The sequence below is a fragment of the Pseudomonas sp. Yb2C2 genome, assembly GCF_052112325.1.
GTDB classification, from domain to species: domain Bacteria; phylum Pseudomonadota; class Gammaproteobacteria; order Pseudomonadales; family Pseudomonadaceae; genus Aquipseudomonas; species Aquipseudomonas marginalis.
In genome coordinates, this window is sequence record NZ_JAVAJK010000049.1 from 1 (window position 1) to 12,956 (window position 12,956).

General features: G+C 62.4%; 9 protein-coding genes and 1 pseudogene. 7 read left to right on the forward strand and 3 right to left on the reverse strand.

What is annotated here, in order from left to right; all coding sequences use genetic code 11:
• Nucleotides 1–239: 239 nt before the first annotated feature.
• Nucleotides 240–941, reverse strand: coding sequence for a GntR family transcriptional regulator (locus Q8X51_RS31845; RefSeq protein ID WP_407694141.1), 702 nt, complete (start codon nt 939–941; stop codon nt 240–242).
• Nucleotides 942–943: 2 nt separating this feature from the next.
• On the reverse strand, nt 944–2,740 hold the full coding sequence (gene atzF / locus Q8X51_RS31850) for an allophanate hydrolase (protein ID WP_407694142.1): 1,797 nt from the start codon (nt 2,738–2,740) through the stop codon (nt 944–946).
• Between the two features lie 246 nt (nt 2,741–2,986).
• Here atzF and Q8X51_RS31855 point away from each other — a divergent pair, with 246 nt between their 5' ends.
• Both Q8X51_RS31855 and Q8X51_RS31860 read left to right on the forward strand, forming a co-directional pair.
• Nucleotides 2,987–4,363: a pyridoxal-phosphate dependent enzyme gene (locus tag Q8X51_RS31855; RefSeq protein ID WP_027608450.1), complete on the forward strand. Its 1,377-nt coding sequence runs from the start codon at nt 2,987–2,989 to the stop codon at nt 4,361–4,363.
• Nucleotides 4,360–5,526: a cystathionine gamma-synthase gene (locus tag Q8X51_RS31860; RefSeq protein WP_407694143.1), complete on the forward strand. Its 1,167-nt coding sequence runs from the start codon at nt 4,360–4,362 to the stop codon at nt 5,524–5,526. The genes Q8X51_RS31855 and Q8X51_RS31860 overlap by 4 nt, the downstream gene beginning before the upstream one ends.
• Before the next feature lie 63 nt (nt 5,527–5,589).
• On the opposite strand, the gene Q8X51_RS31865 is transcribed toward Q8X51_RS31860, so the two are convergent.
• The gene (locus Q8X51_RS31865) at nt 5,590–7,788 is read right to left on the reverse strand and encodes an OsmC domain/YcaO domain-containing protein (RefSeq protein WP_407694144.1); all 2,199 of its coding nucleotides are present in this window, start codon (nt 7,786–7,788) and stop codon (nt 5,590–5,592) included.
• Between the two features lie 266 nt (nt 7,789–8,054).
• Between Q8X51_RS31865 and Q8X51_RS31870 the strand changes: the two genes are divergently transcribed.
• The 5 genes and pseudogenes from Q8X51_RS31870 (at nt 8,055) to Q8X51_RS31890 (ending at nt 12,873) form a co-directional block, all read left to right on the forward strand.
• Entirely contained in the window at nt 8,055–9,209 is a 1,155-nt protein-coding gene (locus Q8X51_RS31870) for a GGDEF domain-containing protein (RefSeq protein ID WP_074846928.1), read from the forward strand.
• Between the two features lie 190 nt (nt 9,210–9,399).
• Nucleotides 9,400–9,588 (forward strand): annotated as a pseudogene (locus tag Q8X51_RS31875) (PAS domain-containing protein); the annotation flags it as partial.
• Nucleotides 9,589–9,783: 195 nt separating this feature from the next.
• Nucleotides 9,784–10,881: a methyl-accepting chemotaxis protein gene (locus Q8X51_RS31880; protein ID WP_442094355.1), complete on the forward strand. Its 1,098-nt coding sequence runs from the start codon at nt 9,784–9,786 to the stop codon at nt 10,879–10,881.
• Between the two features lie 303 nt (nt 10,882–11,184).
• Complete coding sequence (locus tag Q8X51_RS31885) at nt 11,185–11,805, forward strand: LysE family translocator (RefSeq protein WP_065948279.1); 621 nt, start codon at nt 11,185–11,187, stop codon at nt 11,803–11,805.
• 132 nt (nt 11,806–11,937) lie between these two features.
• Complete coding sequence (locus Q8X51_RS31890) at nt 11,938–12,873, forward strand: EamA family transporter (protein WP_065928079.1); 936 nt, start codon at nt 11,938–11,940, stop codon at nt 12,871–12,873.
• The last annotated feature ends 83 nt before the right edge of the window (nt 12,874–12,956 follow it).

A 12,956-nucleotide genomic window follows, 5' to 3' on the forward strand; every position in this document is an offset into this window, starting at 1 on the left:
GAGTGCACCTCCACACCCCACGTGATCTGAGGACTACTCGTAACCTGTGGTGAGCGGGCTTGCCCCGCGTTGGGCTGCGAAGCAGACCCAAAACCAGGCGCTGTGGTTTACCTGACAGAACACAGGGAGCCTGATTGGGGCTGCTTCGCAGCCCAGCGCGGGGCAAGCCCGCTCACCACAGCAAGCCCGCTCACCACAGCAAGCCCGCTCACCACAACAAGCCCGCTCACCACAGAAGCTCAGGGCATCAGGAAATCTGCCCCCCCCACCTGCCGGGCCGTATGCAACCGGTGCAACGTGATCTCGCGCACCGCCTGCTTGCTCAGTTCGATATGCCGCTGCAGCAGGTGCTGCGCCTGGTCAGCCTGGCGTTGCACGATGGCCGAGAGCAGTTGCCCATGCTCTTCGTACGTCGCCGCAATGCGGGGCGCCTGGGTAAAGTCGAGCCGCCGGATGATGCGGATTTGCTCGGTGATGGCGTAGTGCATGCGCGCCATTTCACGGTTGCCGGTGGCTTCCACCAACGCGCAATGAAAACGCTCATCCAGCGCCGATACGGCCTGGGCGTCCTCCAGGCGCTCGCCCTCCTGCACCTGCCAGGTGGCCTGCAACGCTTGCAGCATCGGGTTCGGTTCGTCCATCGCACATAACCGGCCGACAGCCGCCAGTTCCAATACGATGCGCACGTCGTAGAGCTCTTCGAAGTAGGCGAAATCGAACGGTTTCACCTGCCAGCCGCTGCGAAAATACACCTCGAGATACCCTTCCCGTTCCAAGCGATACAGCGCCTGACGCACCGGCGTGCGGCTGGCGTGCATGCGTTCGGCCACCTCGCCTTCGCTGAAACGATCGCCCGGCAGCAGTCGGAAGTCGAAAATATCCGCCTTGAGCTGCGCGTAGATCTGCTCGGCCAGGCTGTCGGGGCGTGTCTTGGCCCCCATGCTTAACCGCGACTCGCAATAAAGGCGCGCCAGCCACCGAACTCGGTGATGTCGAGGGCGTCGGCCAGGGCCCAGGGCTCGCAGATGAAGCCTTTGACGCTGCGCCCATCGGCCAGCAGCAGGTTGCCGATCCCCAGCGGCGCGGGGATCTCGGCGACGAACTCGCCAAAGCGTGCGAGGGGCATGTCCCACAGCTCGACGATGATCGCCCGACCGCTGTCCGCCTTGGCCAGCCCGGGCTTGGGCGGCACCGTGCCCGGCAGCGCGTACAGGCGGTAGGTGTCGGCCGTCAGGGTTTGCTCCACCAGCACCGCGTTGCGCGTCGTCAGCTGGACGTTCAGCGGCATGCCGGTGAGGTGCGCGCCCACCACCGCCACGCGCACGCAGCCGGGGGCTTGGGCGGGTGCGGACGGTGCCGGCAGATAGCGCTGGGTGGCACCTAAAGGCAGCTCCAGGCTGGATTGCCAGCGCTTGCCCAGGTGCGCCAGCGCCGTGTCATGCCAGGCCGGTGCGAGCAAGGTAATGCCGCTGGGCAAGCCATCGGCGCGGATACCGGCCGGCAGCGCCAAGGCCGAGAGGTCGGCCAGGTTGGTGAAGTTGGTGTAGTAGCCGAACTGCGAGTTGTAGCGCACCGGCTCTTCCGCCATCTCGGCCATGGTGCGCAGGGTTGGCGAAGTCGGCACCAGCAAGGCATCGAAACCGGCCAGGCTGTCATTGATGCGGCGGCTCAGTTCGGCCCGCAGGTATTCGGCTTTGTAGGCGTCGCAGGCGCTGTACTGGCGGCCATTTTCGACAACGCCGCGCACCACCGGGTTGATTGCCTCAGGCTGGTTTTCCAGCATGCTTTCCAGGGCCACGGTGCGTTCGGCAACCCAAGGGCCGAAGTACAGCTGGTCCGCCAGTTCCTTGAACGCAGTGAAATCCACCGGGGTGATCACCGCGCCCAGCGCCTTGAAGTGTTCGACCGCGTGTTCGAACACGGCCTGGTTCTGGGTATCGCCGAAAAACTCCAGGGCCGCCGGGATGGCCAGCTTGATCGAAGCGCCCACCGCCACTGGCGCCGTGTTGGGGTTGGCGCGGGAATAGGCGTCGCTGGCGTCGTATCCCGCCGCAACGTGCGCCACGGTCTCGGCATCTTCCACGGTCAACGCAAACACCGAGACGCAATCCACCGTGCGGCAAGCCGGCACCAGGCCGGTATTGGACAAACGCCCCTTGGTCGGCTTCAAGCCGACGATATTGTTGAACCCCGCCGGTACACGCCCGGAGCCCGCCGTGTCGGTGCCCAGGGAAAACGCCACCAGCCCACGGGCGACCACCGACGCAGAACCGGAGCTGGAGCCGCCGCTGACGTAATCGCCATTGAAACTGTTGCCCACCGCGCCATACGGCGAGCGGGTGCCCACCAGGCCGGTGGCGAACTGATCGAGGTTGGTCTTGCCCATCAGGATTGCGCCGGCGGCGCGCAGCTTCTGCACGACCGAGGCATCCCGGGTCGCCCGGTAGGCAAATTCAGGGCAGGCGGCAGTGGTGTACCAGCCGGCCGCATCGATGTTGTCCTTGATCGCAAACGGCACGCCATACAACGGCAGCTGGGTCATATCGCCGCCCAGGGCTGCCAGCCGTTCGCTCAACTGTGCCAACTGCTCGGCCAATGACGACGGCTGGGCGCGGGCGATCCAGGCGCTGTCCTCGGCGGGGTATTGCGCGGCCAGGGTGAGCAAAATGTCCGGCGTGATCGTGCCGTTGCGGTAAGCGGCCTGCCATTCACCGAGGGTCCAGCCAACAACGTTGTGCATGGGAAACTCCATCTTGTATCCAAGTTTGGATTTATCTAAAGCAAAGCCCACGCCAGGTCACTCTGCCAATGAATACAAGGGTATCGCCGCAAAACATGCGCGTAGATGGCGCACCCGGGCATCGCCCATGCGCCAAAAAAAGTCATTCAATCGACCCCTCGGTTGCGACCGACCCAATACCGACCTACTGTTCCAGACCATGCTCTGCGATTTGCTGTCCCCCACCCTAAGCCCCCAGGTGACGACATGCCCACACTACCCCGCCCTGCCGTACTCGAGCTGATCGGCAACACGCCGCTGGTTCGGGTCAGCCGTTTCGATACCGGCCCCTGCACGCTGTTCCTCAAGCTTGAATCCCAGAACCCCGGCGGTTCCATAAAGGACCGCATCGGCCTGGCCATGATCGACGCCGCCGAACGCGACGGCCGCCTGCGCCCCGGCGGCACAATCATTGAAGCCACCGCCGGCAACACCGGCCTGGGCCTGGCGCTGGTGGGCCGGGCGAAAGGTTATCGGGTGGTGCTGGTGGTGCCCGACAAGATGTCCACGGAAAAAGTGCTGCACCTCAAGGCCATGGGCGCCGAGGTGCATATCACCCGCTCCGATGTGGGCAAGGGCCATCCCGAGTATTACCAGGACATGGCCGCGCGGCTGGCCAAGGAGATTGACGGCTGTTTCTTCGCCGACCAATTCAACAACCCGGCCAACCCCCTGGCCCACGAGACCAGCACCGCGCCGGAGATCTGGGCCCAGACCCAACACGATGTAGACGCGATTGTGGTGGGCGTCGGCTCGGCCGGCACCCTCACCGGCCTGACGCGCTTCTTCAAACGGGTGCAGCCCGAGCTGGAAATGGTCCTCGCCGACCCGGTGGGTTCGGTGATGGCCGAATACAGCCGCAGCGGCAAGCTGGAAACACCCGGCTCGTGGGCGGTGGAAGGCATCGGCGAGGACTTCATCCCGTCGATTGCCGACCTGTCCAGCGTACGCCACGCCTACTCCATCAGCGATGAAGACAGCTTCGACCACGCCCGCCAGCTGCTCAAGGCCGAGGGCATTCTCGGCGGTTCATCCACCGGCACCCTGTTCGCGGCCGCGCTGCGGTATTGCCGCGAACAAACGGTGCCCAAGCGCGTGGTCACCTTTGTCTGCGACACCGGCACCCGCTATTTGTCGAAGGTCTACAACGACCAATGGATGACCGATGCAGGCTTGCTGCACTACAAGCACTACGGCGACCTGCGCGACTTGATCGCGCGGCGCTTCGAAGATGGTCGCGTGATCAGCGTGAGCCCCGACGACACCCTGCTCACCGCCTTCCAGCGCATGCGCCTGGCGGACGTGTCGCAACTGCCGGTGCTGGTGGACGGCCGCGAACTGGTGGGGGTGATCGATGAGTCCGACATCCTGCTGGGCCTGCACCATGACGCGGCGGACTTCTCCATGATGGTCGCCAGCGCCATGAGCGACAAAGTCCACACCCTGGCCCCCGGCGCCAGCCTGGCCGAATTGCAGGCTGAACTGGACCGCGGCCTGGTCGCCATCATTGCCGACGCGGCGGGCTTTCACGGCCTGATCACCCGCGTCGACCTGCTCAACCACCTGCGGAGATCCCTTGCATGAGCCAGCCCGATAAAAGCGCGTTTGCCACCCGTGTGATCCACGCCGGGCAGTCACCTGACCCGACCACGGGCGCGCTGATGCCGCCGATCTACGCCAACTCCACCTACCTGCAAGACAGCCCCGGCGTACACAAGGGCTTCGACTACGGCCGCTCCCACAACCCCACGCGGTTTGCCCTGGAGCGCTGCGTGGCCGACCTCGAAGGCGGCAGCCAGGCGTTTGCCTTCGCGTCCGGGCTGGCAGCAATCTCCACGGTGCTGGAGTTGCTGGATGCCGGCGCCCATATCGTGTCCGGCAACGACCTCTACGGCGGCACCTTCCGCCTGTTCGACAAGGTGCGCCAGCGCAGTGCCGGGCACCGTTTCAGCTTTGTCGACCTGAGTGATGTGACGGCGTTCGAAGCGTCCTTGCAGGACGACACGCGCATGGTTTGGGTCGAAACCCCGAGCAACCCGCTGCTGAGCCTCACCGACCTCGGCGCCATCGCCCGTATCTGCCGCAGCCGCGGCATTCTCTGCGTGGCCGACAACACCTTCGCCAGCCCGTGGATCCAGCGTCCGCTGGAGTTGGGTTTCGACATCGTGGTGCACTCCAGCACCAAGTACCTCAATGGTCACTCCGATGTGATCGGCGGCATCGCCATCGTCGGCGACAACCCCGAGTTGGCCGAGCGCGTGGGATTTTTGCAAAACTCGGTTGGTGCCATCGCCGGCCCGTTCGATGCCTTCCTCACCCTGCGTGGCGTGAAAACCCTGGCCCTGCGCATGGAGCGCCATTGCAGCAACGCCCTCGACCTGGCCACCTGGCTGGAACAGCAACCGCAAGTATCCCGGGTCTATTACCCAGGCCTGGCGTCCCACCCGCAGCACGAACTGGCACGCAGGCAGATGCGCGGGTTTGGCGGGATGATTTCAGTCGACTTGAACAGCGACCTGGCCGGCGCCACGCGCTTCCTGGAAACCGTCAAGCTCTTCGCCCTGGCCGAGAGCCTGGGGGGCGTGGAAAGCCTGATCGAACACCCGGCGATCATGACCCACGCCAGCATCCCGGCGGCGACCCGCGCGCAGTTGGGGATTGGCGACGGGCTGGTACGGTTGTCGGTGGGGGTTGAGGACGTGGAGGATCTACGGGCGGACCTGGCGCAAGCCTTGGCCCGTATATAAATCCCCCAGGCAACAGGGATCAACTGTGGGAGGGGGCTTGCCCCCTCCCGCATTGGGTACGCGTCACCCCTGGACGATGTTGGCACGCGCCGAATGCAGCTTCTTGTAGCTCTCGATCAAGCGCAAATGCCGGTCCAGCCCTTCCAGCTTCATGCTGGTCGGTGTCAGCCCATGGAAACGCACACTGCCGTTGACCGAGCCGATCACCGCATCCATCCGCTCATTGCCGAACATGCGGCGGAAGTTGGCTTCGTAGTCCGCCAGTTCCAGGTCGTCGTCCAGCTCCATCTCCAGCACCGCATTCATCGCCTGGTAGAACAGGCCACGCTCAGCAGTGTTGTCGTTGTACTGCAGGAACATCTCCACGCACTCCTTGGCCTCCTCGTACTGCTGCAAGGCGAGGAAGATCAGCAGCTTCAATTCGAGGATGGTCAGTTGGCCCCAGGCCGTGTTGTCGTCAAACTCGATGCCGATCAGGGTGGTGATGTCGGTGTAGTCGTCCAGCTCGCTTTCGATCAGGCGCTCGACCAACCCCTGCAATTCCGCTTCGTCCAGGCGGTGCAGATTGAGGATGTCCTCGCGGAAAAACAGCGCCTTGTTGGTGTTGTCCCAGATCAGGTCGTCCACCGGGTAGATTTCCGAGTAGTCCGGCACCAGGATGCGGCAGGCGGTTGCGCCGAGGTGTTCGTACACCGCCATATAGGCTTCCTTGCCCATGCCTTCGAGGATGCCGAACAAGATCGCGGCCTCTTGGGCGTTGGAGTCTTCACCTTCGCCTGAGAAGTCCCACTCGACAAATTCGTAGTCCGATTGGGCGCTGAAGAAGCGCCACGACACCACACCGCTGGAGTCGATAAAGTGCTCGACGAAGTTGTTCGGCTCGGTCACCGCCTGGCCTTCGAAGGTCGGCTGCGGCAGGTCGTTCAAGCCTTCGAAGCTGCGGCCTTGCAGCAGTTCGGTGAGGCTGCGTTCCAGCGCCACTTCCAGGCTCGGGTGGGCACCGAACGAGGCGAACACGCCGCCGGTGCGCGGGTTCATCAAGGTCACGCACATCACCGGGAATTCGCCGCCCAGGGACGCGTCCTTGACCAGCACCGGGAAGCCCTGGGCTTCCAGGCCTGCAATACCCGCCAGGATGCTCGGGTACTTCGCGAGCACGTCAGCCGGCACGTCCGGCAGGGCAAATTCGCCCTCGATGATTTCGCGCTTCACTGCCCGCTCGAAAATCTCCGACAGGCACTGCACCTGGGCCTCGGCCAGGGTGTTGCCCGCGCTCATGCCGTTGCTGAGGTAGAGGTTCTCGATCAGATTGGACGGGAAATACACCACCTCGCCATCCGACTGGCGCACGAACGGCAGCGAAACGATGCCGCGCGCTTCATTGCCGGAGTTGGTGTCGAACAGGTGCGAACCGCGCAGCTCGCCGTCGCGGTTGTAGACCTTCAGGCAGTAGGCGTCGAGGATTTCCCCGGGCAGCTCGTCATTCGGGCCCGGCTGGAACCAGCGTTCGTCCGGGTAATGCACGAACGGCGCATTGGCCAGTTCCTCACCCCAGAATTGGTCGTTGTAGAAGAAGTTGCAGTTGAGCCGCTCGATGAACTCGCCCAACGCCGACGCCAGGGCGCCCTCCTTGGTCGCGCCCTTGCCGTTGGTAAAGCACATCGGTGAATGGGCGTCGCGGATATGCAGCGACCACACGTTCGGCACGATATTGCGCCACGAGGCGATCTCGATCTTCATGCCCAGGCCGGCAAGGATCCCGGACATGTTGGCGATGGTCTGCTCCAGCGGCAGGTCCTTGCCAGCAATATAAGTGCCCGCCTCGCTGCCCGCGCTCGGCATCAACAGGGCCTGGGCATCAGCGTCGAGGTTGTCCACTTCTTCGATCACGAACTGCGGCCCGGCCTGCACCACTTTCTTCACGGTGCAACGGTCGATGGAGCGCAGGATGCCCTGGCGGTCCTTATCGGAAATATCGGCCGGCAACTCCACCTGGATCTTGAAGATCTGGTTATAGCGGTTTTCCGGATCGACAATATTGTTCTGCGACAGGCGAATATTGTCCGTGGGGATGTTGCGCGTGCTGCAGTACAACTTGACGAAGTACGCCGCACACAACGCCGACGAAGCCAGGAAGTAATCGAACGGCCCCGGTGCCGAGCCATCGCCTTTATAGCGAATAGGCTGGTCGGCAATCACCGTGAAGTCATCGAACTTGGCTTCAAGCCGGAGGTTGTCGAGAAAGTTGACCTTGATTTCCATGGGGGCACACCAGAATAACGGGCTAAACAAAAATGGCCGCCATTATGAGGTTTTTCATCGGGAAGTTTCAGGCTTTTCAATCATGCGGGGTGATGGATAGCGGTTCTACCGGCGCGATTCCCCTACGGATGTGCTGAATAACAAGTGAATATTTCATGAATCAATGCCCCGCAAATTTTATCTCATAGCATTTGAAAAGCCGCTGGAACGGTGCCAGCATGGCCATGTGCCACTATTTGATTTCAGGGCTTCAGGTGAGGGTCAATATGGAATATCAACTCCCTGCGACAAAGGCGATGAGATGGCTGACGAATGCAGACGCACCGTATGACACGCGCATACGCAGCGAACTTATAGCCGGGCCTTTTTCTTCCAAGGGGGTGCTCTGGGTCGGTTGGTTTAACAGCCTGGTGATATGCACAGTCGCGGTTACACTGCACCCGAGCCAATTCTTCATTGCCTGGCTCATCATTGATTCGATGATCTGGGTCTCACGGTTAGCACTGCTGTATTGGATCAATAAATACGGTGGCCAAAAATATCCTTATGTCATTGATCTATCGTTATTACTGGGCCTGGTCTGGGCGGCGGAGCTGGGCCTGGGTACCGCTGGTTGCCTGATCAGCGGCGATGCGATTCTTCAAGTTCTCGGGTGCACCTCAATGGTCAGCGTGAATGCCGCGATCGCCATGCGTAATCAAGGCGTACCGCGCTATGCATTTACTCAAATATTGCTGACGGATGTGCCTATGAAGCTCGCCACCTTGTTTCAGCCGGAACCGCTGCTGAGGATATTCCTGCTCCAGGCCCCGCTGTACTTGACGGGCATGTGGCTACTGCTCAACACGTTGAACGATAACCTGGTGCGCGCGTTACTGGCCGAGGCCAAAAACGAAATCCGCGCGACCCATGACCCCCTCACCGGCCTGTACAACCGTATGGGGATACTCGAACTGATTGAAAACACCCTGGCCCGCAGCCGGCATGCCGATAAACACTTTGCGGTGCTCTATATAGATCTGGATGGTTTCAAGAGCATCAACGATAACCACGGACATGCCGAAGGTGACAAGGCGTTAGCCGAATTTGGTGCAACACTTAAATCGATTGTCAGGCTAAATCAGGATTGCGCTGGCCGCTTGGGTGGAGACGAATTTATTCTGCTGATGAATAATTCCGGCATGACCTCTGCCACCCTGGCAGCGCAACGAATTATAGAAACATTGCGACAGGCCTCTGAGCGTTGCGCTCTTCCCTATGCCTTGCAAGCCAGCATCGGCATTGCCCTCTTTGAAGGCGCCGACAGTACGTCACATACCTGCGCACAAACAGTGATTGCCCATGCGGATGGTGCGTTATATGAAGCCAAGCGCGCAGGCAAAAACTGTTTTCGTATCGCACCAGGACAATTCGCCACTTAGGCCCTCCTGAACGCCATTCGTCACGTCCCGGTTTATATCAAACAATCGCCATCAACTTATTCCGTGTGATGCCGATGAACTTATGGCAATTCAGGGAGTAGTCGGAATGCGCAACAACCAGCCCGTAACACAGCGCGAGATTTCACTCGCGCCTTCGCAAAAACTCATCTCCGCCACCGATGTTCAAGGGATGATCACTTACTGCAACAACGCCTTCGTCGATATCAGCGGTTTTGAACGCGCCGACCTGATCGGCGCGCCCCAGAACATCGTGCGGCACCCCGACGTGCCACCCGCCGTTTTCGCCCACATGTGGAGCGCGCTCAAGCAAGGCCTGCCGTGGATGGGCATCGTCAAGAACCGCTCGAAAAACGGCGACCACTATTGGGTCAATGCCTACGTCACGCCGATCTTCGACGGCAGCCGGGTCGTTGGCTTCGAGTCGGTGCGGGTCAAGCCTACGGCCGATGAAATCCGCCGCGCCCAGGCCCTCTACCGGCGTCTGAGCCAAGGCAAGCCGGGCGTGCCGCGCCAGGATGCCTGGCTGCCGGCGGCAGTGAGTTGCGTGCCGTACATGGCCACCGGTGTGGCTGGCAGCGTCGCCGGGCTGTTCCTCAGTGCACCGGTGGCCGTCGCAGTGGCCGTGGCGGTCGCACTGCCGGTGGGCCTGCTGTGCTCGCGCTGGCGCCAGAGCAGTACCCTGCGTCTATTGGAGGGGGTCGAACCCTCGACGTCGGATGCCTTGATCGCGCAGATGTACAGTGACGCACGCGGCCCACAGTCGCGTTTGGAAACCGCGTTTCTCAGCCAGACCGCGCGCCTGAAAACCTGCCTCACCCGCCTGCAGGACAGCGCCGAACAACTGAGTACCCTGGCGGGGCAATCCGATCAGTTGGCTGCCGCCAGCGCCAAAGGCCTGAACCGCCAGCGCGTGGAAACCGAACAGGTCTCGGCGGCCGTCAACCAGATGGCCGCGACCACCCAGGAAGTCGCCAGCCATGTACAACGCACCGCCGACGCCACCCAACAGGCCAACGTGCTGACCGGGCGCGGCCGCGAAGTGGCGCGCGATACCCGTGAAGCCATCCATCGTCTGTCCACCATGGTCGGCGAGACCGGGGTGACCGTGGCGCAACTGGCCAGGGACAGCGACGAAATCGGCAGCGTGGTGGATGTGATCAAGGGCATCGCCGACCAAACCAACCTGCTCGCCCTCAACGCCGCAATCGAAGCAGCGCGAGCCGGCGAACAAGGCCGAGGCTTTGCAGTGGTAGCCGACGAAGTGCGCCAACTGGCCCAGCGCACGTCACAATCGACCACCCAGATCCATGGGCTGATCACCAAGCTCCAGGCATCCTCCAGCAACGCGGTGCAAAGCATGGAAAACGGCCAGCGCCAGGCCCAGGAAGGCGTAGCCTGGGTGCTGGAAGCGGACCAGGCCCTGGTGGGGATCAGCGAAGCGGTGTCGCATATCACCGACATGACCACCCAGATCGCCGCCGCCACCGAAGAACAAAGTGCCGTCGCCGAGGAGATCAGCCGCAACATCACCACCATCGCCGAACTGGCCGACCAGACCTCGATACAAGCCCATCAATCCACGGACCTGAGCAAGGAACTGACCAATACCGCGGCCACCCAATACGCGCTGGTTGAGCGCTTCAACCGCTAGAGGCAGACAAGCTTCTCTAGTAAGCCCGCTTACTGTGGTGAGCGGGCTTGCCCCGCGCTGGGCTGCGAAGCGGCCCCAATAAAGATCACTGTGCTCCATCAGACAAACCGCAGTGCCTGGTTTTGGGGCTGCTTCGCAGCCCAGCGCGGGGCAAGCCCGCTCACCACAACAAGCCCGGTCACTCACAACAGGCCTGCTCACCATAGTAAGCCCGCTCACCACAACAAGCCCGCTCGCAACAAGATAACCACTCATGCCAAGCTTGGGTTAACGTCCACTCATCCCTCTGCATGAAGCCCGCTCATGTCCATCGCCGAGAACCTCATCGCCTTCACCTTCGCCGCCACCCTGCTGACCCTCACGCCCGGGCTCGACACCGCCTTGGTCCTGCGCACCTCCACGGTGGAAGGCAAGCGCCAGGCGCTGCAGGCCACGCTGGGCATCAACGCGGGTTGCCTGGTGTGGGGCGCCGCGGTTGCCTTTGGCCTGGGCGCGTTGATCGCGGTGTCGGAGATGGCGTTCAACCTGCTCAAGTACTGCGGCGCGGCTTACCTGGCCTGGCTGGGGCTGAACATGCTGGTGTGTCCGCGCCGCTCATTGGCACCCGCTTCAGCCGATGGCAAGCCCGGCGGCAACTGGTTTATCAAGGGCATGCTGGGCAATGTGCTGAACCCCAAGGTGGGGATTTTCTACGTGTCGTTCCTGCCGCAATTTATCCCCCAAGGGCATTCGCTGATTGCCTGGACCTTCGGCCTGGTGAGCATCCATGTGTTGCTCGGGCTGCTGTGGTCGCTGGTATTGATCGGCGCCACGCAGTCGCTGTCCGGGTTCCTGCGCCGCGAAAAGGTCATCCAGTGGATGGATCGCACCACCGGCGTGATCTTCGTGCTGTTTGCCGCAAAGCTGGCGTTCAGCAAGCGCTGAGTTTTCCCCATGCCAAATCCCTCCTTGCCCCCTCGGCGCAAACACGCTACAAATCCCCCTTCACGAAGTTGTACGACAACCTAAAAATAAATCGCCATCCCCGACGATGGCGCCAACCGCCCGAGCCCCAGCATGACTCCGCCTGCCCCGACGCAAACTGCCCCCGCCCTGTTCTCCCGCCCCATTGCCGTGTTGATTCTGCTCTGCATGGGCTGTGCCTTCGCCGGCAATCACATCGCCGCTCGGGTCGCCTTCGATGATGGCGCCGGTGTGCTGTTGGCCATTCTGCTGCGCTCGGGTGGCACCTTGCTGGTGCTGGCGGTGCTGGTACTGTGGCAACGCCAAAGCCTGCGCCTGCCCGCAGGTGCATGGCGCTGGCAAGTGCTGCTGGGCCTGCTTATCACTACCCAGAGCCTGTGCCTCTACTCCGCAGTGGCCCGCGTGCCGGTGGCGCTGGCGCTGCTGGTGGGCAACGTGTTCCCGATTCTGCTTGCCCTGCTCACCTGGGCATTCGGCGGCCCACGTCCGACGGCGCGCACCGCCTTGCTGATGGGCTTGATCCTGGTGGGCCTGGTGTTTGTGCTGGACGTACCCGGCCGCCTCTCAGGCAGTGCCGATATCGGCCCGCAATGGCTGCTCGGCGTCGGCCTGGCCTTCTGCGCCGCGTTCGTGTTCGCCTGCGCGCTGTGGATCACCGACCACAAGTTGTCCCAGGTACGCGGCTCCGTGCGCAGCCTGCTGACCATCTTCATCGTATTCAGCAGTGTCAACCTCGCCGGCCTCAGCGGCGCCCTTCCCGGCGGCCTGAACCCGCCGGCCACGGGTACCGGCTGGCTGGCACTCGCAACGTTGGTGGTGCTGTACGGCACCGGTTTTATCGTGCTGTTCATGTCGGTCCCGCGCCTGGACATGCCGCGCAATGCGCCGGTCATGAACATTGAGCCGCTGGCGACGTTGCTGATGGGCTGGATCGTGCTCGATCAAATGCTCAGCGCCGGCCAGATAGTCGGCGGCGTCATCGTGGTGACCGGGATTGTGCTGCTGACCTATCGCACGTCTGCCCGGTAACGATAAATCCCCGCCTGACCTGGCCCAATTCCTGCCTCCCCCATCCCACCCGGTCGCTACTGACTATGCGGACGACTCTTTTG